We start from the raw sequence: 19,645 nt of genomic DNA on the forward strand, positions 1-19,645 counted from the left end.
GGAGTTGCAGCGCGCCTGCTAATCTCCAATGTTCAGTTTGGGACCATTGCTCATCCATCAATTTGATCGACATCAAACCGAGCAATGATGGACCCGTGAGAATTGTATGAATGAACGCCCCGGCACCCCCCAAGGTCAGGATGACGACATGTATGCAATGGTCCTATCCAAGCGCGGCGGGCCGCTAACGCTCCAACAACGACCGGACCCCACACCTGGTCCGGGCGAAGTCCGCGTCAAGGTCGGCGCCTGTGGTGTTTGCCGTACTGATCTGCACGTCGTCGACGGTGACCTTCCCGATCTTCGCTATCCAATTATCCCGGGCCACGAGGTCGTCGGCCGCGTCGACGCAATGGGAGAAGGCGTTACGGATCTGGTGCCGGGAATGCGTGTCGGCGTTCCCTGGCTTGGATACACCTGCGGTGATTGCTTCTACTGCCGCGCAGATAAGGAAAACCTCTGCGATCACCCAAGATTCACCGGCTACACGCGCGATGGCGGCTTTGCAAGCCACTTGGTCGCCGATGCCCGATATTGCTTTCCGCTCGACGAACACGGCGATGATGCTGCCATCGCGCCGCTGCTTTGCGCTGGCCTGATCGGCTGGCGGTCTCTGGTGATGGCCGGCGAGGGGAAAACATTGGGCATTTATGGCTTCGGAGCGGCTGGCCATATCGTGGCGCAGGTTGCGCGAGCCCAGGGGCGGTCGATTTACGCCTTCACCCGCAGCGGCGATCGAGACGCGCAGCAGCTCGCGCTTTCGCTTGGCGCGGCTTGGGCGGGCGCGTCCGAGGAAAGACCGCCGATCGAGCTGGATGCCGCCATTATATACGCGCCGGTCGGCAAATTGGTGCCGCTTGCGCTGCGTGCGGTGAGAAAGGGTGGTCGCGTCATTTGCGCCGGCATTCACATGTCCGACATTCCCGCCTTTCCCTACAGTATCCTTTGGGGCGAGCGGCAGGTCATATCGGTAACAAATCTCACGCGACAAGATGGCATCGATTTCCTCGCCGCGGCGGCGAACGCCGAGATTCACACACATACGACAGTGTTCCCGCTCACCAAAGCCAACGAAGCGCTCGCCTGCCTAAGAGACGGCAAGCTTATTGGTGCCGCCGTGTTGCGCCCATAATCGTAGCCGTCGGTTTCTGGCCACATCGCAGGCCGCCCAATCAGCTTGACCGGAATGCGCGGCCAAAAACTCCTCTATCCGTCAGAGAGAACGGTCGTTCGCTGTATTCAAAGGTGGTCCTGACGACCTGGAGCGGGCAGCGAATGGAATCCCCGACGCGAACAATTCGATTCCGGTTCTGCAGCAAACCGAATCCTGCGGCGATGGGGAGAACAGATCATCCATTTTGTTCGCCCCGATATCCTATTCGGCGACGGGTACGCGATTGGCCTGTACCACCGGATCTACGCACCGTATCGCAGGGGTGAAGGTACGGAAACGAAAGGAAAGTCGCACGGCAATCTGGCCCCAAACCTCCTCGACGTGAAAACGTCGCCCGAGACCCATTTTGTTCTCGGCAGCTCTTCCCGTTACTTATTGAAGAAGAATGCTTTTGAAATGGTGGGCGCACCAGGGCTCGAACCTGGGACCCGCTGATTAAGAGATAGCCACCTGTTGAAAACAATTAATGACTTGACCGTCGCACCCATGGACCTATCCGACCGACGATGGGCTTTATCGCACGATCAAAGTGCCGCACCGCCATAGCTGATGGAGCGAGACGTCGGAGCATTCGTCCGCGTTCAGTGTGCCAGCCCACTTCGCGATCCAAGCCCCCCTTTGCGGCAGTCCGGCAATCAATACCACTACGGAGGATTGCCCAAACCGGCGTAATGGTAGCTCGACGGGAACGAGGCTTCTCGCGCCAAAGTCCGGTCGGAACGCACCCGCATCGCTGGTGCGAGCCGGCCCACGCGTTTGACAGCCCGCGCACGGATGCTATTGACGACTACAGATAGGCAGAGCGAACATGAGCAAGGCCGACACGCGCGCGCTGGAACGGCAGGCCAAGGAGGTGGCCGCCCTGATGCGCATGCTCGCGAGCGAGCATCGGCTGCTGATCGTCTGCAAGCTGGTCGAGTATGGCGAGGCCAGCGCCGGCACTCTCGCCGAGGAGGTCGGCCTATCCGCCTCGGCGCTATCGCAGCACATGGCCAAGCTGAAGGCGGAAGGCGTGGTCGCCGCCCGGCGCGATGGCCAGGTCATTTGGTACCGCATCGCCGACCGGCGGGTCGAAGAGCTGTTCTCAACCCTGCACCGTCTGTTCTGCACCTCGCGCAAGCGCTGAAGCTAGCCGCGCTTCTGCTTCGCTTCGGCGGATTCAACCCACCAGAAGAACAATCCGGCGCCGACCGCAAGCGCTGCGAACCACGCGACATCCGGAATGTTCGTGACGTCCGGAAGGCGAACCTTGCCCAACGCCCACACGTTGAGGACATGGGCCTTCAGCCAGTCGAAGCTCAGCGCGTAGAGGATGGCGCCGGCGACCATGCCGAGAGCGCCAACCAAGGCATGGACGCTGCCGGTGGCGATGGCGCCGAGCGCCGTTCCCGGACAATAGCCGTAGACGACCATACCGACACCGAACAACGCGGCGCCGAGCGCGACCGCGAGCATGTTGGCATCCTTGACGTAGTATTTGGTGTTGCCGGTATCGACGAGCAGCAGCACGCCGAGCCCGCCGACCACGATCGCGGTGCCCATCACCTTGAGCACGGTGAAGTCGCGCAGGCGGAACTGGTTCTCGATCACGTTGCAGTTCGTCACTTTGCCGCGCTGGAGCAGAAAGCCGAACGCCGCGCCCATCAGCAGCGGACCCAGAATTGTCATCATCGCAGCCATCTCCATTTCTCCCTAGCGCTTGCGGAACATGAGTGCGGAAATGCCGAGTCCAGTGGCGAACATCACCGCAAGGAACAGCCAGCTCGACACCGCGAGTTGCAATCCACCGGAGATCCCGTGTCCACTGGTACAGCCGCCAGCAAGCCGTGCGCCATACATGATGACGATGCCGCCGAGGAATGCGCCGACGAAGCGCTTGGCGATCGACGGCCCGAACCGCTCCTTCCAGACCTCCGGCACCAGCTCGAGCCGCCATGTCCCCGACATAACAGCCGCGATGAACGCGCCCGCGGGAATGCCGACGAGGAACCAGACGCCGTAGTCCCACTTCAGCGGCATGCTCTTCCAGTAGGAATTCTGCGCCACAGCCTCCGGCCCGATCACCGGGAGGGCGAACAGCGAGGCAACGCGGGAATAGGCGGTGGTGACGCCGAGCGGGTCGCCGAACACCGCAAAGGCAATCCAGCTCAACAACCCGATTCCCGCGCCGACGAGATAGGGCGACCAGTCGATCCGTGCGGTGCGCGGCGCTTCGCGAACGTAGCTTTCCGTGATGGTGGTCATGTGCGTTTCCCTGGATAAGCGGCGCGACCGGCCCGCATCGGGGAAATCATATTCAAAAAATATAATTTAGTAAATTCTAAAAGACTAGGCGCCTGGCGAACCCATCGCTTGCTGCGGTTGCGGCATGTCGGCGCGGTCGACGAAGAGATCTGTGAGCCCTGCCCCCAGCCACATGCCACCGAGCACGAGCCAAGCGGTGAGCGCGAACACTGAGGCCCCGGTCACACCGGCGCCGACCGCGCAGCCGCCGGCGAGCATCGCGCCGAACCCCATCAGCACCGCTCCGAGCAGATAGCGGCGCATGCCGAGCCCGTCCGAAAACCCCTCGAGCTTCAGTTCACTCGCGCTGGCCGCGGCGATGAACGAGCCGAGAAAGACACCGGGAATGATGCCGAGATCGAAGCCGAGCCGCAATTGCGAGCTATTCAGCACCAGCATCAGCAATTCGGCCGATGGCCCGCTGAAGGTGAGGCTCTTCAACGTCACCGGCGCGAAGGAGGCCTGTGAGAGCTGATAAGTGAAGAACCAGCCGGCGACCACCGCCACGCCCGTGGCCAGCGCGGCGAGGATCAGCCGGCGCTGCAGATGACTGCGAAACGCAAAGGCGAGCCCCGCGAGCAGCCATAGTCCGCCGAAAGCGAGCTTCTCGGGCGTGCCGCCGCCGAACACCGCCATGATGTCACGCGAGGGCCCGCCATCGACCAGCCACAGATTGGTCACCCACTCGCGGGCCGGCAACAGCAGGCCGCGATAGGAAGCCTGCGCGGTGACCGCGAACACCAGGCCCGACAGCAGGGCCCGGAGATTGCCGTTGGCCGAGAGCACGAGCAGCCGACTGGCGCAGCCGCGGGCGAGGATCATGCCGCAGCCGAACATCACGCCGCCCAGAAGCGCGCCGGAGATGCTGCCCTGCTGCGCGAGCTGGCGCGCCTCAGACACGTCAAGCAAGCGGAGCGCGACCAGCGCCTGGGTACCGACCAGCGCGGCGCCGAAGGTCAAGAGCCACACTGCAAGGCGCGGCCCACCCTCGCCGCGAGAGAATTCGACTGCCGCCGCGCGCAGGCAGAAGCGGCTGCGCTGGGCGAAGAACCCGAACAGGCCACCGACCAGGAGGCCACCCAGCCATGACAGCCGCTCTTCCCCCATGAAATCGATGAGTGTGGTCAGCACGGCCGTCTCGGTATTCCCTTTAACACTTGCCAGTTTACCGCACGCCTTGGCCCCGCCATATGAGCCAAATCAAGGCTCGCGCATCACTCATGGCCGCAGATAGGCGTATCCTTGCTGCTGCAGTTCGGCGAGCCGCACCACGCCACCCTTCTCGGCCACCACGAAGCCAGGCGTGAGGTCGTCGAGCTTGACGCCCTGCGCCTTCATGGTGTTGGCGCAGGCATCGAAGCCGACGCCTGCGTCAATGAGCTTCTTCATCATCGCAACGGTGTGGTCATCGGCGGCGAGCGCGTGGAAGGCACGCAGCGCCGGCCCGTGCACAACCAGCCTGATGTCGGCCTTGCCAGGCCCGCCGACGCCGTCAACATGGTTCTGGAGATTGCCGAGAACGAAGACGACACGATCGGAATCGGCGAGGTGATAGACGACGCGCTGCCGCACCGGTGCCTCCGTCGCAGCAGCCGCCTCGCGCACGGCGAGAACACCAAATAGTCCGGCTAGGCTTACGCGAAGCATGGATCGACGCCGCATGGTCCCTCCTATCGTGATCTGCTTGATGAATTCCGCGATGCGATCGGCCACGTCTTCAGCGAACAGGTCGCGAAAGAAATGATCGGCGCCTTCAATCCTGTCGAGTTGCACCCTGCCGCCGCTCGAATCGGCAAGCGGTGCGAAGGACACAGCCACATCGGGCACGACCGTATCCTTGGTTGCCGCGAGCACCAGCACCGGCAACTTCGTCCGCGCCACCAGCGCCGCCGTGTCCTCCCCGGCATCAGGGCTGTAGAAGGATTTAAAGGCCCGCGCCGTCACCACGGCGTTGCGGCAATAGATGAAGCCCGGCGCGTCCATCCATTCTCCACCGCGCCCCGCCGCGACGGCCTTGATTGCCTTCTCGAGCAGCGGTTCGAGCGGCTTGCCATAGGTCTGGGCGTAGGCGGCGCGCAAATCGACCTCGACTTTCGCGGTCGCCGGCGCCAGCAGCACCGCACCCGCAGCGGCCGAGCTTTCGCTCGCCGCCAGATAACGCGCCACCTGGTTGCCGCCGCGCGAATGACCAAACGTGAACACGAACCGGGACATGCTCTTGGCTTTTGCAACCCAGGCGCCGATTTCGCTAACCGCATCATCGGTGACATAGTCGTGTCGCACGGCGCAGTCGTACATGCCTTTACGATGGTCGAGCCCGAGCGAAAGCGTATGGGCGAGCGACGCGATGCCGCGCTGCTCGAGCGCCCTGGCGACGCCCTGAATGACCTCCATATCTTTGTGCGCGAGCGTACCGTGGGTCATCACAACGAGCGGTGTGTCTTGCCCCATCAGAGTAGGCGCACGCAGAGTCGCCAAGGTCGTGCGGCCGTTAACCGACAGTTCGAGTTCCTGCTCGGTCGCGCCAACAGGCTGCGCAAAAAGGAGCAAGACGGCCAGTCCCATCAACCATCGCATCGGCCGCTCTCTCCCTCAGGGACGGACAATCGTCCAGTTCTTTTCCGCAAGATCCATCAGCGCGGCAACCCCGACCTGAGTGACGCTGACGCCATCGATCAGAGGCGGTCTCCTGCCTTCCTTCGCCGCCAGCGTCTCGAGCGTATTGCCGCAGGCGATGAAGCTCACATTGGGCATCGACTTCAGGAAGTTCACCAGACGCTCCTTCACCGGCGAGCGGTCCTCGAGCAGCATGTCGAGGCCGCCATTGAAGGCGATCACCACGATCTCGACGTCCCCGCCCTCTCCCGAATAATGCCGCGAGACGTTGGCCGCAACATCGAGGACGGCGCGCATCTTGACCGGATCGTCGTCACTGATCTGCAGCGCGAGCCTGTGCGGCTCCGCCGCCCGCGACGGGGCGGCGAAACCCGTCACGATGAAAGCGGCGGCGACCAGCCCGCGAAGCAATCCGCGGCGGCTCGCCTGCCTGCGGTTCATTCCACGCCCCGCGACTTCTTGTCCTTGCTGTCCTCAGGCGTCACGTCGATCGCGGCCGCGCGCGCAGTGATCTTCACCGGCGCGATGCAATCCTTCATGCAGGGGTCCTTCTGCCAGAACGACTTCTCGGTGGCGGCGCGGTCGTCCATCACAAAGCCCTGCTCGTTCGGCATCCTGATCGTGGCAAGATTCTTGTTGTTCAGCTCGAAATTCTGGTCGGTGATGACGTCGTTCAGATAGAGGACGTAGGCGACCAGCGCATAATATTCGTCGACCGAGAACGACTCCGCATTGCCGTAGGGCATGGCGTGACGGACATAATCGAACACGGTCGAGGCGTAGGGCCAGTAGGAGCCGACCGTCTTGACCGGATTGTCTGACGTCAGCGAGCCCTTGCCGCCCGCCAGCACCGGCCAGCGGCCGTTGCCCTCGCCAAACTCGCCATGGCAGGTCGAGCAATTGTCCATGAACAGCTTCTCGCCCTGCGCGACGGTGCCCTTGCCTTCCGGCAGGCCCTGGCCGTCGGGCCGCACGTCGATATCCCAGCCGCGGACCTCGTCCGCGGTCGGCGCGCGGCCGATGTGATAGCGCGGACCGCCCTTGGCGTCTGCCTTCTGTTGCGCGAGCGCCGGTGCGACCAGCGCGCAGGCGAGCAGCGCGGCTGCGATGAAATTAGGCGACTTCGACATTCTCGACCTCACCATTGGCCTGCACATGCCAGGTCTGGATGCCATTGTTGTGATAGATGGAGTTGACGCCGCGGATCTTGCGCAGCTCGGCCTTGCTCGGCTGCACATAGCCGGTCTCGTCCTGCACGCGCGATTGCAGCAGCAGCGGCTCGCCGTTCCAGTCGAACTCGTAGTAGAATCGGGTCAGCGCCTTATCAAGCACCGGGCCATCGATCCGTGCCGGCCACCAGTTGCGGCCCCCATCGAGCGACACGTCCACGCGCTTGACCTTGCCGTTGCCGCTCCAGGCGAGCCCCGAGACGATGGTATAGCCCTTGCCGTGCTTGATCGGCGCCTGAGGGCTCGGGCTCGTGATGACAGACTTGGCGTCCATCGACCACGTGAAGCGGCGCGCCTTGCCATTCGGCAGCAGGTCCGTGTATTTCGACGTTTCCTCGCGGGTGTGCCAGGGCTGGTCGCCGACCTTGATGCGACGCAGCCACTTGACCCAGAGATTGCCTTGCCAGCCCGGCACCACGAGCCGCATCGGATAGCCCTGCTCGGGATAAAGCGCCTCGCCATTCATCTTGTAGGCGATGATGCAGTCGTCGAGCGCCTTCTCGATCGGCAGGCTGCGATCCATCGCGGCCGCATCGGCGCCTTCGACCAGCAGCCACTTGCCGTTCGTCTTGACGCCGGCTTCTTCGAGCAACGTGCGCAACGACACGCCGGTGTACTGCACGCAATGGATCATGCCATGGGTGAACTGGCAGCCATTGAGCTGCGCGCCGCGCCACTCCATGCCGGAATTCGCCGCGCACTCCATGAAGTGGATGCGGTTGACGCGCGGATAGCGCTTCAGCTCGTCCAGCGTCAAGATTAGCGGCCGCTCCACCAGCCCGTGGATCATCAGGCGATGATCGGCCGGATCGATCTCGGCGATGCCGCCATGATGCCGCTCGAAGCAGAGGCCGTTTGGCGTGATGATGCCTTCGAGCTCGTGCAGCGGCGTGAAGCTGACCGAGGACTCGCGGGAGGCCGTCAGCCATTCCACATCGCGCCGGATGACCTCCTTCTCGAACTTCGATGGCTTGCCGTAGGGGCGCACGGCGACGCCCTCGCCGAGCGACTTGCTCCATTCGGGAACATTGGGCGGCTGGTTCGCCGGATTCCCGCCGCCGGCGAAAGCCGGCTTGGCGAGCACCGATGCGGCAACGCCGGCACCAGCGGCCAGAAAGTTGCGTCGGGATTGCCGGGGACTGTCCATCTTCGACATCGCTTCTTACGCTCCGGTGACTTTGACGGCTCTATTGGGCTCGAGGCGAACCGTCTTCTGTCGGGTCAGATAATTGGCCACGACCTCCCAGATCGGCGGTCCCTCGGTTCCTTCGTTGACGCTGGCCCAGCCGGCGACCTGGTATTCCCTGTTCGGGTCGATCGGCGCGCCGGTCTTGGCCATCTGCATGTCCGAGATGCGACTACCTTGCGGCTTCGTGACATCGATCGCGTAAGACAGCCCGCCGATCCGCACCATGTCGCCGCCCTGCTGGTAATAGGGATCGACGTTGAAGAGATTGTCGGCGACGTCCTCGATGATCTCCTTCAACCGCGAACCCGTCATGCCCATGCGGTAGACGGCCGGATAGGTGATCGCGGTCGCATTGGTGACGTCCTCGAAGGTGATGTCCTGCCCCGGCAGCACGCTGGTGCCCCAGCGGAAGCCCGGCGACAGCGCGATCTCGGCGTCGCGCTCCTGCATCAACGCCTGGCAGATCAGGTCGTCGAACGTGCCGTTGAAATTGCCGCGGCGGTAGAGCAGCGAGTCTGTCTTGCCGAGGACCTTGGACAACGCGGCCGCAAAGGGCTTGCGCACCTCGGCGATCTTGGCGGCCATCTCGGCGTCCGCCGCGATGACGTCGGAAAACAGCGGGATGAGCTTGTAACGGAACGCCTTCACCTCGCCATCGCGGACGTCGAGGTCGAGCCGCGACACGAACTTGCCGGACGAGCCCGACGCGATCAGCAGCGTCTTGCCGACCTTGACCGCCTCGGGCAGCGCGTCATGGGTGTGTCCGGTCAGGATGACGTCGATGCCCTTGACGCGGCTCGCAAGCTTGCGGTCGACGTCGAAGCCATTGTGCGACAGCAGCACGACGAGCTGCGCGCCATCCTTGCGCGCCTTGTCGACCTGCGCTTGCACGTCCTCTTCACGGACGCCGAACGACCAGTTCGGAATCATCCAGCGCGGATTGGCAACGGGCGTATAGGGGAACGCCTGGCCCAGCACCGCGATCTTGACGCCGCCGCGCTCGATCATGGTCGAGGCGTCGAACGCCGCCTCGTTCCATTCGGTGTCGCGGATGTTAAGGCCGAGGAACGGGAAGCCGAGGCTTTCGATCGCCTGCTTGACGCGCTCGGTGCCGTAGGTGAATTCCCAGTGACCGGTCATCGCGTCGGGCTTGAGCAGCGCCATGCAGTCGATCATGTCTTGGCCGCGCGTCCTCAGCGAGGACCACGAGCCCTGCCAGGTATCGCCGCCGTCGAGCAGCGCGACCTTGTCGCCGCGCTCGGCGCGGATCGCCTTGATCACCGTTGCGGCGCGATCGAGGCCGCCGATCCGGCCATAGCTCTTGGCGAGCGCCTCGAAATCCTCCGACGTCAGGGCGTAGGCCGCGGACGAACCGGGCGCGATGCCGAAGCGCGCAAGAAACTCCTTGCCGGTGACGTGCGGCGGAAGGCCCTTGGCCTCGCCGACGCCGAGATTGGTCGAGGGCTCGCGGAAATAGAGCGGCATGAGCTGGCCGTGAATGTCGGTCACATGCACCAGCGTGACGTTGCCGAGCGGCTCGAAGGCCAGCAACTCCTTCTCGGTCAGACGCTGCTGCGCGACCGCCCGGGTCAGGCCCGAGCCCACACCGGCCGAAAGGGCGGCCGTCGCGGCGGCAACCTGAATGAACTCGCGGCGAGAGATCATGCGCAATGCTCCTGCATGCTCATCGTTTCAATTGCGCACCGACGGCGTCTCGACCGGCAATCCGATGCCGCGCCAGGCGACATAGAGCTCAAGCGCAAGGAATTCGTCCGACAGCGGCTTGAACGGCTCGGCGCGCACGTCGAACATGCAGCCTTCGAAACGCTCATGCAGCGGCACCAGGCGCTGGTCGCGCAGCCGGTAGGTCGGAAAGCCGTTGGTCTGGCCCTGGCTCAGAAAATCGGCGCGCATGAACTTGCCGTTGTTGCGCTCGTGACAGGACTCGCAGGCGAGATCGAGCTGGCCGTAACGCGTGTAGTAGATCTGCTTGCCGCGCTCGAACCAGGGCGACATCGGACCATCGGTCTTTACCGTCACGGGCATGCCGTGGGACTGGTAGCGCACGAAGGTGGTCATGTCCGTCAGTTCCTGGGACTTGAACCTCCAGGGCTCCGCCTTCATGTGCTCGGTGCGGCAGATGTTGATGCGCTGCTCGAGATTGACCGGCTTCTTCAGCTTGTCGTCCCATTTCGGCATGGCGGCACCGACGCCCTTCATGCTGGTCTCGGCCTCGCCGTGACAGCTCATGCAGGACTTGCCCTCGCTCCCTTCGACCTTCTTCCAGACGTCCGCCGCGCGCTCCACAGCGAGGAAACCCGGATTTTCGAGATCGTCGTCCTGCAGCGCACGAGTCTCCTTGCTGCGGAACTCGTAGCCCGAGATGATTGTCTTGAAGACGTGGCCGGGCGGCGCCGGGATGCCCTTGCGCTCGGCCTCCTCTGCGAAGGCGACCGTCGCGATCGATGCGGCGGCCACGATCGCAGCGGCTATCCCAACATATCGTGGCGCCATCCGAGCCTCCCTCAATGCGCGATGCGCATCATGCCTTGAGCGCGATCTTCTCTTCGGCCGTGATCACCGTGCCGTCGTCGTCAGTCCAGGAGAACTTGAACGTTCCGGCCTCATCCACCTTGGCGTCGAACTGGATGTAGGGATTGGCCGAGATCGCCGGCTCCAGCGCGCAAGAAAACACCGGCTTGCCGTTGAACTCGCAGGCGAACTTGTTGATGATCTTGCGCGGAATGGTCTTGCCCTGCGCGTCCTTGCGCTGGCCCGATTCCATGACATGCGAGACCAGGGTCTTGATCTGGATGACCTCACCCTTGGCGGCTTCCTTGGGAAGCTTGATGCGCGGTTTGTCTGCCATCTTTTCTCTCCTCAGCCCTTAGCCGCCGCAGCCGCCGATGGTGACCTTGACGGTCTTCTGTTCCGTGAACAGCGAGCCGTCGCTCATCTTCGCGATCGCAACCACGTTTTGCGTGGTCGCGAGCCGGATGCGGATCGAGGCTTCCGCCTTGCCCGACAGCGGCGTGAAGGACAGCGTTGCGACACCCGCGTTCGGGTTGCCGTCCGCAATGATCATGACGTCCGTGACGTAGGAGTCCGCCGTCATCGGGCTCTCGATGTTGATCGACAGCGGCACAGTGTTGCCGTTCTCCGCGATCTCCGGCAGGTCGAGCGAGATCTTGCCCTTTGCGGGCTGCTTGCCGCCCGTGAACTTCTCGATCCACTTGGCCGCGTCGTTCGTCACTTCGGCATCGGCCGCCATGGGCATCAGGGTCAGCATGACGAAGCCGCCCCCGAGCGCAAAAGCCTGCCGTCGATTGATGGCCTTCATTCCTGGTCCTCCTCGCCGTCAGTTCAGCGTCTTGAGAAAAGCAACGACGTCCTCGACTTGCGCGGGCGTCAGAATGGACTTGCCGACGAATTCCGGGCGCACGCGACTCAAGCCGTCATTCTTGAAGAACGCGGGCATGACCGTGTCAGTGAAGATGCGCTTGGGGTCGGCAACGATGAGGCGCAGTTGCGCCTCGCTGTAGCGGCCGGCCACGCCATCGAGCGACGGACCGAACTCGCCGTGGAATTCCTCGGATCTCAGGCTGGTGACCTGATGGCAGGCCAGGCAGTTGCCGAGCGTGCGCGTCAGAAACACCTTCTTGCCGGCCTCGGCATTGCCGGGCGTGTCAGTCAACGACTTCGGAAGCGAGTCATTGACGACGTCGAGCTTGATCGGCGCCGCGGCGTGCTGCTGGGCAAGAGCGCCTCCGGCCGACAGACACAGTGCAAACGCAGCCACAAGCGAGCGCCGCATGTTCCCTACCCTTACAGCGGGGTGACGCCCGCTCTTGATTGCGATGAACTCACAGTCCATCAAATTCATGTATTATGATATGTTTATATAAAAGGCAAGGTCAAGCGAAATTCGCAAGACGCGATCAGCTAACCGTTTGCAGCGAGGAAATCCCGGAACGAGCCGCGCTCATAGGCCCGCTCTCGCACGAAACGAAACATCGAAAGGAAGTGCGGCGGCTTGAGATAGCCGGGCGCCCGCGCCACTTCCCGCGCCATCGCTTCTTTCGCTTCGATGGCGTCGGATGACGGTGGAAAGAACTGGAAGGTCGGGGTGAACCTGATCCCGTATTTCTGTGCGAGCTCCTTCTCGGACAATTCCTGGCGATCGAAATCCGTAACCTTGCGGGAGCCAATCAGATTGAGCTGCAAGACTTCGAAATTGTTGTGGATGTATCTGGTGATGTCAGCGTCCGCGAAGTTCACCAAATGTGTCTCGCGGCAGTAGGGACAGCCGCGCAGCTCCCACATGATGGCGAAGCGCTTTCCGCTGGCGGCGGCGCTGTCGAGATCCTCGCGCAGATCGAGGAAGCTCTGCAGGAACCAGGGTTCATGATAGAGTCCATCTTCCCCGAGCGCTGGCTCTGCTGCGGCCACGCCACGACCCACGGCAAGGGCGGCGCCGGACGCCAGGGCGAGGAAGCCGCGCCGCGTGGCTGCGCGAAGCGAGATCGGGGATTCGTGCTCTGAGAGATCTTGCGCATCGGTCATTTTCATTATGATATTCGAATACACGAATATAACAAGGATTTCCGATCATGCGCTGCATCATCGTCCTGCTGGCATGGCTGGCTTCGGACGCGCTCGCCCTGGGCGCGGACGCGGCAAAATCCGCGGATTTCGTATCGGCGATGGCACCGATCATGGCCAACCTGCGCACCGCCGCGAGCTATGCGCGCACCGGTAACGTCGCGCTGGCGCAGATGGAAACCGACGAGGCAGTAGCCGCGTGGAAGCGGCTCGAGCCGAATACATCCATCCCCCTCGTCTATGCGCCGGCCGCGTCGTCGGACTTTCTCGACCGCGGTCGCGAACACCTCACGGTAGCAACGCGTGCGCTCGACAGTGGAGACACCGTCGCTGCCGGCCGCGAGCTGCTTGCGCTTCGTCAGTCACTTCATGAGCTCAGGCTTCATGCGGGCCTCTACGATCTCGGCGACTGCGTCTTCGAGATCGCGCCGGCGATGGAGAAGCTGCGGGTCGCGGCCATGCGGTACGGCGAGCAACCTGCACCGGCGAACGCCGAGGACACCGTTGCCGCCGGGGGAGCATTTCGCGATCGCCTGCAGCGCTGCAACGAGTGGGCGAGCGCGGAGATCGCGAAGACAAGCGAGTTCCGCCGCCTGATCGATGGCGCGATCGCGAGCAGCGGTGCGATTGCGCACGCGGCAATGGCCGGCGACGGCCCGCTCGTGCATCGTTACCTGATCGAGCTGCAGTCCTACGCTCAATTGCTCGATTTTCGCTTTGGTTGAGACTTAGCCGATGCTGGTGAGGCTGGGGAATCGCTCCAGCAGCCACTCCGAGACCGCTGGCATCAGCCCGGTCAGGAACATCAGGCCGGTCACGACCAGGAAGGCACCCATCGCCTTCTCGACCAGGCCGAGATGCCGGCGGGCACGGCCAAGCACGACAATGAACTTGCTGGTGAAGGCAGCCGCGATCAGGAACGGAATACCGGTCCCAACTGAATAGGCGAGCAGCAGGAGCGCCCCCCGTCCCGTCGTCTCCTCCGAGCCTGCCATCAGCAGGACGGCAGCGAGGATGGGGCCGGCGCAGGGTGTCCAGCCGAACGCGAACGCCACCCCCATGACGAAAGCCCCCGCCACGCCGGCTGGCCGGTTGTCGACCTGCACGGTCGCGCTGCGATAGAGCAAGGGAATCCTGAACATCCCGAGAAAATGCAGGCCCATCACGATGATCAGGCCGCCGGCGATGATGCCGAGCGTCGACAGATGCGCCGAGATGAAGCGTCCGGCGAGCGATGCGGTCGAGCCGAGGGCGACGAAGACCAGCGAAAAGCCCGCCACGAAAGCTAGTGCAGAAATCAGGACGCGTGGCCGCAGATTCGGGGTGTCGCCGGACAGATCCGTAACCGAGACGCCGGCCATGTAGCACAGGAAGGGTGGCATCAGGGGCAGGATACAGGGCGACAAAAACGACAATAGGCCCGCGACGAAGGCTGCCCCCAGCGTGACGTCCAAAGTCATGGCGTCTCATCCCTAGCACATATACGAATTTAATGATATAAAGCGCTCAGGAAGTCCAGAGGCCTGTTGCCTAGAATGAACCGAATCATCGCCTCGCTCGCAGTTGCCATCGCGCTCGCGCTGTCCGCGACGGAATCGCGCGCGGCTGAGCTCATTATGTTCGAGCGTGCCGGCTGCGTGTGGTGTGCGCGCTTCAATGCCGAGATCGCGCCAATCTATGCCAAGACCGAGGAAAGCCAGGTCGCGCCGCTGCGCCGGGTCGACCTGAACAGTCCCCTGCCCCCGGACCTCGCCGGAATCGATCCCGGCATCTTCACGCCGACCTTCGTCGTGGTAAAAGAAGGCCGTGAGATCGGGCGCATTCGCGGCTATCCCGCGGATGCATTCTTTTTTGGCCTCTTGGACCGGATCCTGTCTAGTACAGTACTGGAGCCAGCCAAGTCGTGACCGCTCTTTGGATTTTTCTCAGAGGACTTTGACGTAATGCCGTTGCCAAAGCTGAAGGAGATCGAGGGCTCTGCCGAGCTCGAGCAGATGATCGAGAAGGCGCGCGAGGCGAGCGACATGCTGAAGGCGCTGTCGCACGAGTCCCGTTTGTTGCTGCTTTGCATCCTCGCTGAGAGCGAAAAGTCCGTAACCGAACTCGAGCAGTTCCTCGGCGAGCGGCAGTCGACCGTTTCCCAGCAGCTCGCGCGGCTCAGACTCGACCGCCTGGTGACGACTCGCCGCGACGGCAAGACGATCTATTACAGCCTCGCCAACGAGGACGTCCGCAAGATTCTCACCGCCGTCTATGATGTGTTCTGCGAGCCGGTACGCCGCCGCCGCCGGTAAATTTTCCGCGCTGGATTTTCGCAACCCTCCGGCGCAAACTGCCCAAAGAGGCAGAACAAACATCTTGCGGGAGGAATGCTCAATCCCTCGACCATAGCGTTCGCATGCGGGTTTGCCGCCGGTGCCGTCCTCGGTATTGCCGGCAGAGCGGGCCGTTTCTGCACGCTCGCGATGCTTGAGGATGCGTTCTTCGGATCGGATTACCGTCGCCTGAGATCCTTTGCGCTCGCTGCGGCGGTGGCGCTGCTGTTGACGCAGGCGCTCGCAGCTTTCGGCATCGTTGACCTGTCGCGGTCGATCTATCTCACGGCATCGATCGGGCTTGGCGGCGTGATCATCGGCGGGCTGATGTTCGGCGTCGGCATGGCACTGGTCGGCACTTGCGGCTTCGGCACCCTGGTACGCGTCGGCGGTGGCGATCTGCGCGCCATCGTGGTCTTTCTCGTGCTCGGCCTGTCTGCGCTCGCGACCATGCGCGGCATTACCGGCATGCTGCGCGTGGCATTGATCGAGCCACTTTCCCTGCAGCTTGCAGAGGGGCGCAACCAGACTCTGACATCGCTGCTCGGCGCAGGCAGCACGGCACGCGCGATTCTCGTCGTGACAATTGCCACCGCGCTCGCCTTTTGGGCGCTTGCGGACGGCAGGCTGATTCGGTCACCACGACTGCTGGCCTCCGGTCTGGCCGTCGGCGCCGCGATCGCATTCGGCTGGTTTGCGACCGGATGGCTTGCGGACGACGAGTTCGATCCCGTGCGGGTCTCTTCCCTCACCTTCGTGGCCCCACTCGGCGACACCATCCTCTACATCGCCACGTTCTCAGGCGCGCGGCTGAACTTCGGGATCGGTTCTGTGGCCGGCGTGGTCACAGGCTCGTTTGCCGCCGCGATATTCGCGCGCGGCTTTCGCTGGGAAGCCTGCGACGACGCCCGCGAATTGAAGCGTCACATGATCGGCGCGCTCCTGATGGGCGTCGGCGGCATCATGTCGATGGGCTGCACCATCGGTCAGGGCCTGAGCGCATTCTCGACGCTCGCCGTATCGGCTCCGATAGCGATGCTGGCCATCGCCTGCGGCGCGTACCTTGGGCTCGAGTTCACGATGACGGGCGAATGGCTGCCAGCCTTCCGGAGGCTGTTCGGCGCATCGACCTAGACGAGTTGGAGACAGCCCCCGCTTCTGAGGCCGCCGTCGTCGTGCTTTGGCTCGTGCAGCGGCGCGACCAACTGGCCCGGGCATAGTCCGGCTACAGATACCTCGCGAAGGACGGAGCAGCGCAGACTGTCCGCTTTACTCGCCCCAATGTCCTATTTTACGACGGACACGTAATCGATCTGTCCCATAAGATCCGCGCACTATATCGAATGCGGAAAGGTACAGATACGAAAGGAAAGCCGAACAACGAACTGGCCGCGTCCGCCCTCAGAAAATCGCCGCGCGAGACCATTCTTGTTCGCGGCGATCTCTCTGCGAAGGGCTTGGAAATTAAGGGGTTTCCAATGGTGGGCGCACCAGGGCTCGAACCTGGGACCCGCTGATTAAGAGTTCAAAACCGGCGCCTCTCCGCGATTTCTGAATCTGCGCCACACTACGACGACGTCCAAGAAGGACTTTAATTTATAGGGACTTGGCGCATAGCTTCGCAGTTGAGCGAACCCAGACCTTCAAACACCTCGGCTCGCCAAAACCGTTTGAAAACCGTTTTAGCAGTTCACGCCCGCCCTCATGACCGACATTCGCATTGCTCTCAGCGACAAGGCCATCGCTCAGCTACCGGCTCCTGAAGACGGCTGGTATCTCGCTCGCGACACTGAGTTGAAAGGTTTCTTCGTGGTCGTGGGGAAGCGAAAAAGGACCTTCACTGTTCAAGGTGATCTTAGGCAACGAGGAAAGCGGGCCTCATCCATCAGAGTGGCCATTGGAGATGCCAGCGAGTTGACGACCCGGGCGGCCCGCACGATTGCCAAGGAATATCTTGCTCAGATCAGCAAAGGACAGCACCCGAAAGCGAGGCAAGACGGAAAGGCCCAACAGGCTGAGACCGATGGGAATGGTGCTGTAGCGGTTGCTACCCTGAAGCAGGCTTGGCAACGCTATCTGGAAGCCCACTTGATCCGAAAAGGCCGCAGCGAGAAAACGATAAGCGGGTATCGCGATCATGTTGAACGTCTCTTTTCGGAATGGCTGGACACGCCATTACTGGATCTCGCGAATGATCCCGCTCGCGTCGCCGAAAAGCATGATCAACTTACCAAGGAGAACGGTCCCTACATGGCAAATGGCAGCATGCGGACGCTGCGGGCCATTTACAATCATGCGCGTAAGACCAATCGATCGCTGCCGCGTGACAATCCCGCAGATGCTGTCGATTGGAATCAGGAGGAGCGCAGGAATACTGGTATGGGCACCGGCGATTTGAAAGAATGGTTTCTCGAACTGGCCAGCCTAGATAATCCAATCCGGCGTGAATTCCATCTCTTCACGCTGGTGTGTGGGTCTAGGCCTACCGCATTGCAGCAGGCCAAGCCCGAACACGTCAATTTTCGACGGCGGACTCTCCACATCCCAAAGCCCAAGGGAGGCAGCAAGCGAGCGTTCGACATCCCGTTGTCTCGGGAAATGATCCTGAGTCTCATCCGGGTGCTTCGTTTCGGCAGGCAAATGCATTCGTCTCAGGCGCAAAAATGGTTGTTCCCAGCTGAGAGCGCCTCAGGACACTTAGCGGAAACAAAGGAGGGTCGAGATGTTTTGTCAAAATGGGGCAATGACCTTCGTCAGACATTTCGGACGATTGCCACCGCTGCCGGCGTTTCCGAATTCGATGCTAAGCTCCTCATGAACCATTCTATCCCTGGTGTGAACGCAGGCTATGTCACTCGACACAAGCTGGTTGAAGACCACCTGCGCAGTCAACAACAAGTTATCAGTACCGTCGTGTTTTCCGCACTTGGTAATTCGCTCACCGAACAGGAAGCCCTGATCAATTGGCTTGGCCGCGGAGCTAGCCGAAGAGCCGTACCCCAATTCCGGTTGGAGCCAAACACTCTGGGCGAGCAGCAAGAAAGAATTCGGCAGGCCGCATGACCTTCGATTTGGCCGCCGGAAACTCTGGAGCCTCATCTTCTGGCCTAGATGCTGCGATAGCACTCGATAGCGGAGAGATCAGGCACTATTCCAAGCCCGAGATTTTGGTTCAATTCAATCGTGCCCTCCCTCACATCGGCAACCGGGCCACAAAACAAATCGCGCAACGGATTATCATTGGTATCGACCTCCAGCCAGCCATCACCGCCGACAGCGGCAAGGAGATGTGCAGACGCAAGCAGGCCGATGCCTCCACCGAGATAGTGCGGACAGAACGTCTTGCCTACCCCCAGGATCTGGCGGGCGAGTTCTACACAGACGGTAAGCCCGCCCCATTTTGCGATGTCGGGCTGAATCACGCCGAGCACATCGTCCCCGAGAGCCGCCGCGAAATCTTCGACACTGGAAATGTTCTCGCCCGCGGCGATCGGCATATTTGCGTTCGCGCGCAGCTTGCGCCACTCCTCGCGCGGCCGGTCGGCGCGGATCGGCTCCTCCAGCCAGTGTAGATCGAACTCGGAGAGCCGCGGCAGCATCTCCAGCGCCTGATCCACCGACCAGCCCTGATTGGCATCGGTCGCGAGCATGCCGGCACCGACGATGGTTCGCAGCGCCGAGAGGTTCGCAATGTCGGTTTCGGCGCCAAAGCCGACCTTCAGCTTCAACGCACGATGGCCGCGCTTAAGCGCCGCTTCAGCCGTCTGCGCGGCGCCGCCGGGATTGATGCCGCTGGCATAGACCTTGATCTTGCTCGACTGGCCGCCGAGCAATCGCCACAGCGGCAGATTCCGACGCCGCGCGAAAAGATCCCACAGTGCGAGATCAATGCCCGAGATTGCCTGCGCGAATGGTCCGGGCTCGCCACATTGAAGTGCAAGGACTTCGGTACCTTTACTCATGGCCTCGAAGGCCCGAGCGGGATCTTCGAACTTGCGACCGACGAGGCCGGGCGCAAGCACCTCGTTGACCAGCCGGGCACGATGCTCCGCGCCCGGTGCCGGGAAGTTGGACCAGGCTTCACCCCATCCCTCCACGCCGTCTTCGTCGACGACACGAACGAAGACGGCGGGACGATTCAGCATCTTCCCGAACGACGTCACGATGGGCGTTGCCAGCGGGTAACGATAGCAGAACGCCTCCATCGAGCGGATGGTGAAGCTGTCAGTCATGTTGC

General features: G+C 62.4%; 22 protein-coding genes and 1 pseudogene. 7 read left to right on the forward strand and 16 right to left on the reverse strand.

Translation table 11 applies throughout. The features are described 5' to 3' along the window. Positions 1 to 148 precede the first annotated feature (148 nt). Complete coding sequence (locus tag L6639_RS27850; RefSeq protein ID WP_237864926.1) at positions 149 to 1,132, forward strand: zinc-dependent alcohol dehydrogenase family protein; 984 nt, start codon at positions 149 to 151, stop codon at positions 1,130 to 1,132. A gap of 850 nt (positions 1,133 to 1,982) precedes the next feature. Further along, positions 1,983 to 2,300, forward strand: coding sequence for an ArsR/SmtB family transcription factor (locus tag L6639_RS27855; protein ID WP_237864823.1), 318 nt, complete (start codon positions 1,983 to 1,985; stop codon positions 2,298 to 2,300). 2 nt (positions 2,301 to 2,302) lie between these two features. Here L6639_RS27855 and L6639_RS27860 read toward each other — a convergent pair whose 3' ends face one another. The 14 genes and pseudogenes from L6639_RS27860 to L6639_RS27925 form a co-directional block, all read right to left on the reverse strand. Beyond that, positions 2,303 to 2,854 carry a YeeE/YedE thiosulfate transporter family protein gene (locus L6639_RS27860; RefSeq protein ID WP_338076559.1) on the reverse strand — a complete coding sequence of 184 codons (552 nt, stop codon included), beginning with the start codon at positions 2,852 to 2,854 and terminating at the stop codon, positions 2,303 to 2,305. 12 nt (positions 2,855 to 2,866) lie between these two features. Further along, the gene (locus L6639_RS27865; protein ID WP_237864825.1) at positions 2,867 to 3,418 is read right to left on the reverse strand and encodes a YeeE/YedE thiosulfate transporter family protein; all 552 of its coding nucleotides are present in this window, start codon (positions 3,416 to 3,418) and stop codon (positions 2,867 to 2,869) included. A gap of 84 nt (positions 3,419 to 3,502) precedes the next feature. After that, positions 3,503 to 4,588: a YeeE/YedE family protein gene (locus tag L6639_RS27870; protein ID WP_237864826.1), complete on the reverse strand. Its 1,086-nt coding sequence runs from the start codon at positions 4,586 to 4,588 to the stop codon at positions 3,503 to 3,505. A gap of 87 nt (positions 4,589 to 4,675) precedes the next feature. Then, a complete protein-coding gene (locus L6639_RS27875; RefSeq protein WP_237864927.1) occupies positions 4,676 to 5,119 on the reverse strand; it encodes a DsrE family protein in 444 nt (147 codons plus the stop codon). A 90-nt stretch (positions 5,120 to 5,209) separates the two neighbouring features. Beyond that, positions 5,210 to 6,034 (reverse strand): annotated as a pseudogene (locus L6639_RS27880) (serine aminopeptidase domain-containing protein); the annotation flags it as partial. 15 nt (positions 6,035 to 6,049) lie between these two features. After that, positions 6,050 to 6,514, reverse strand: a complete 465-nt coding sequence (locus L6639_RS27885; RefSeq protein WP_237864827.1) for a DsrE family protein — start codon at positions 6,512 to 6,514, stop codon at positions 6,050 to 6,052. Further along, a complete protein-coding gene (locus tag L6639_RS27890) occupies positions 6,511 to 7,203 on the reverse strand; it encodes a c-type cytochrome (protein WP_237864828.1) in 693 nt (230 codons plus the stop codon). The genes L6639_RS27885 and L6639_RS27890 overlap by 4 nt, the downstream gene beginning before the upstream one ends. Then, the gene (gene soxC, locus L6639_RS27895) at positions 7,187 to 8,458 is read right to left on the reverse strand and encodes a sulfite dehydrogenase (RefSeq protein WP_237864829.1); all 1,272 of its coding nucleotides are present in this window, start codon (positions 8,456 to 8,458) and stop codon (positions 7,187 to 7,189) included. The genes L6639_RS27890 and soxC overlap by 17 nt, the downstream gene beginning before the upstream one ends. A 6-nt stretch (positions 8,459 to 8,464) precedes the next feature. Next, the gene (soxB, locus tag L6639_RS27900; RefSeq protein WP_237864830.1) at positions 8,465 to 10,156 is read right to left on the reverse strand and encodes a thiosulfohydrolase SoxB; all 1,692 of its coding nucleotides are present in this window, start codon (positions 10,154 to 10,156) and stop codon (positions 8,465 to 8,467) included. Positions 10,157 to 10,183: 27 nt separating this feature from the next. After that, a complete protein-coding gene (soxA, locus tag L6639_RS27905; RefSeq protein WP_237864831.1) occupies positions 10,184 to 11,005 on the reverse strand; it encodes a sulfur oxidation c-type cytochrome SoxA in 822 nt (273 codons plus the stop codon). Between the two features lie 28 nt (positions 11,006 to 11,033). After that, on the reverse strand, positions 11,034 to 11,360 hold the full coding sequence (soxZ, locus tag L6639_RS27910; RefSeq protein WP_237864832.1) for a thiosulfate oxidation carrier complex protein SoxZ: 327 nt from the start codon (positions 11,358 to 11,360) through the stop codon (positions 11,034 to 11,036). Between the two features lie 18 nt (positions 11,361 to 11,378). Then, the gene (gene soxY / locus L6639_RS27915) at positions 11,379 to 11,831 is read right to left on the reverse strand and encodes a thiosulfate oxidation carrier protein SoxY (RefSeq protein WP_237864833.1); all 453 of its coding nucleotides are present in this window, start codon (positions 11,829 to 11,831) and stop codon (positions 11,379 to 11,381) included. A gap of 18 nt (positions 11,832 to 11,849) precedes the next feature. Next, on the reverse strand, positions 11,850 to 12,305 hold the full coding sequence (gene soxX / locus L6639_RS27920) for a sulfur oxidation c-type cytochrome SoxX (protein ID WP_237864834.1): 456 nt from the start codon (positions 12,303 to 12,305) through the stop codon (positions 11,850 to 11,852). 128 nt (positions 12,306 to 12,433) lie between these two features. Next, the gene (locus tag L6639_RS27925; RefSeq protein ID WP_237864928.1) at positions 12,434 to 13,054 is read right to left on the reverse strand and encodes a SoxW family protein; all 621 of its coding nucleotides are present in this window, start codon (positions 13,052 to 13,054) and stop codon (positions 12,434 to 12,436) included. Between the two features lie 47 nt (positions 13,055 to 13,101). On the opposite strand from L6639_RS27925, the gene L6639_RS27930 reads away from it, so the two are divergent. Beyond that, a complete protein-coding gene (locus L6639_RS27930) occupies positions 13,102 to 13,818 on the forward strand; it encodes a hypothetical protein (RefSeq protein WP_237864835.1) in 717 nt (238 codons plus the stop codon). A 3-nt stretch (positions 13,819 to 13,821) separates the two neighbouring features. On the opposite strand, the gene L6639_RS27935 is transcribed toward L6639_RS27930, so the two are convergent. Continuing rightward, positions 13,822 to 14,553 (reverse strand): cytochrome c biogenesis CcdA family protein, encoded by a 732-nt coding sequence (locus L6639_RS27935; RefSeq protein ID WP_237864836.1) that lies wholly within the window; start codon positions 14,551 to 14,553, stop codon positions 13,822 to 13,824. Positions 14,554 to 14,628: 75 nt separating this feature from the next. On the opposite strand from L6639_RS27935, the gene L6639_RS27940 reads away from it, so the two are divergent. The 4 genes from L6639_RS27940 to L6639_RS27955 all read left to right on the forward strand — a co-directional run bounded on the left by L6639_RS27940 (position 14,629) and on the right by L6639_RS27955 (position 18,471). Beyond that, complete coding sequence (locus tag L6639_RS27940; protein WP_237864837.1) at positions 14,629 to 15,000, forward strand: thioredoxin domain-containing protein; 372 nt, start codon at positions 14,629 to 14,631, stop codon at positions 14,998 to 15,000. Between the two features lie 36 nt (positions 15,001 to 15,036). Beyond that, on the forward strand, positions 15,037 to 15,387 hold the full coding sequence (locus L6639_RS27945) for an ArsR/SmtB family transcription factor (protein ID WP_237864838.1): 351 nt from the start codon (positions 15,037 to 15,039) through the stop codon (positions 15,385 to 15,387). A gap of 75 nt (positions 15,388 to 15,462) precedes the next feature. Continuing rightward, entirely contained in the window at positions 15,463 to 16,542 is a 1,080-nt protein-coding gene (locus L6639_RS27950; RefSeq protein WP_237864839.1) for a YeeE/YedE family protein, read from the forward strand. A gap of 570 nt (positions 16,543 to 17,112) precedes the next feature. Further along, on the forward strand, positions 17,113 to 18,471 hold the full coding sequence (locus L6639_RS27955) for a tyrosine-type recombinase/integrase (RefSeq protein ID WP_237864840.1): 1,359 nt from the start codon (positions 17,113 to 17,115) through the stop codon (positions 18,469 to 18,471). A gap of 44 nt (positions 18,472 to 18,515) precedes the next feature. On the opposite strand, the gene L6639_RS27960 is transcribed toward L6639_RS27955, so the two are convergent. After that, positions 18,516 to 19,640: a mandelate racemase/muconate lactonizing enzyme family protein gene (locus tag L6639_RS27960; RefSeq protein WP_237864841.1), complete on the reverse strand. Its 1,125-nt coding sequence runs from the start codon at positions 19,638 to 19,640 to the stop codon at positions 18,516 to 18,518. Positions 19,641 to 19,645: the final 5 nt, after the last annotated feature.

Source organism: Bradyrhizobium zhengyangense (assembly GCF_022012555.1).
Taxonomy (GTDB): Bacteria; Pseudomonadota; Alphaproteobacteria; order Rhizobiales; family Xanthobacteraceae; genus Bradyrhizobium; species Bradyrhizobium zhengyangense.

What these genes read in the sequence shown, in the direction of transcription:
- L6639_RS27850 (WP_237864926.1), top strand. Translation starts at nt 149, where the DNA reads ATGTATGCAATGGTCCTATCCAAGCGCGGCGGGCCGCTAACGCTCCAA.
- L6639_RS27855 (WP_237864823.1), top strand. Translation starts at nt 1,983, where the DNA reads ATGAGCAAGGCCGACACGCGCGCGCTGGAACGGCAGGCCAAGGAGGTG.
- L6639_RS27860 (WP_338076559.1), bottom strand. Translation starts at nt 2,854, where the DNA reads ATGGCTGCGATGATGACAATTCTGGGTCCGCTGCTGATGGGCGCGGCG.
- L6639_RS27865 (WP_237864825.1), bottom strand. Translation starts at nt 3,418, where the DNA reads ATGACCACCATCACGGAAAGCTACGTTCGCGAAGCGCCGCGCACCGCA.
- L6639_RS27875 (WP_237864927.1), bottom strand. Translation starts at nt 5,119, where the DNA reads ATGCGGCGTCGATCCATGCTTCGCGTAAGCCTAGCCGGACTATTTGGT.
- L6639_RS27885 (WP_237864827.1), bottom strand. Translation starts at nt 6,514, where the DNA reads ATGAACCGCAGGCAGGCGAGCCGCCGCGGATTGCTTCGCGGGCTGGTC.
- L6639_RS27890 (WP_237864828.1), bottom strand. Translation starts at nt 7,203, where the DNA reads ATGTCGAAGTCGCCTAATTTCATCGCAGCCGCGCTGCTCGCCTGCGCG.
- soxC (WP_237864829.1), bottom strand. Translation starts at nt 8,458, where the DNA reads ATGTCGAAGATGGACAGTCCCCGGCAATCCCGACGCAACTTTCTGGCC.
- soxB (WP_237864830.1), bottom strand. Translation starts at nt 10,156, where the DNA reads ATGATCTCTCGCCGCGAGTTCATTCAGGTTGCCGCCGCGACGGCCGCC.
- soxA (WP_237864831.1), bottom strand. Translation starts at nt 11,005, where the DNA reads ATGGCGCCACGATATGTTGGGATAGCCGCTGCGATCGTGGCCGCCGCA.
- soxZ (WP_237864832.1), bottom strand. Translation starts at nt 11,360, where the DNA reads ATGGCAGACAAACCGCGCATCAAGCTTCCCAAGGAAGCCGCCAAGGGT.
- soxY (WP_237864833.1), bottom strand. Translation starts at nt 11,831, where the DNA reads ATGAAGGCCATCAATCGACGGCAGGCTTTTGCGCTCGGGGGCGGCTTC.
- soxX (WP_237864834.1), bottom strand. Translation starts at nt 12,305, where the DNA reads ATGCGGCGCTCGCTTGTGGCTGCGTTTGCACTGTGTCTGTCGGCCGGA.
- L6639_RS27925 (WP_237864928.1), bottom strand. Translation starts at nt 13,054, where the DNA reads ATGACCGATGCGCAAGATCTCTCAGAGCACGAATCCCCGATCTCGCTT.
- L6639_RS27930 (WP_237864835.1), top strand. Translation starts at nt 13,102, where the DNA reads ATGCGCTGCATCATCGTCCTGCTGGCATGGCTGGCTTCGGACGCGCTC.
- L6639_RS27935 (WP_237864836.1), bottom strand. Translation starts at nt 14,553, where the DNA reads ATGACTTTGGACGTCACGCTGGGGGCAGCCTTCGTCGCGGGCCTATTG.
- L6639_RS27940 (WP_237864837.1), top strand. Translation starts at nt 14,629, where the DNA reads ATGAACCGAATCATCGCCTCGCTCGCAGTTGCCATCGCGCTCGCGCTG.
- L6639_RS27945 (WP_237864838.1), top strand. Translation starts at nt 15,037, where the DNA reads ATGCCGTTGCCAAAGCTGAAGGAGATCGAGGGCTCTGCCGAGCTCGAG.
- L6639_RS27950 (WP_237864839.1), top strand. Translation starts at nt 15,463, where the DNA reads ATGCTCAATCCCTCGACCATAGCGTTCGCATGCGGGTTTGCCGCCGGT.
- L6639_RS27955 (WP_237864840.1), top strand. Translation starts at nt 17,113, where the DNA reads ATGACCGACATTCGCATTGCTCTCAGCGACAAGGCCATCGCTCAGCTA.
- L6639_RS27960 (WP_237864841.1), bottom strand. Translation starts at nt 19,640, where the DNA reads ATGACTGACAGCTTCACCATCCGCTCGATGGAGGCGTTCTGCTATCGT.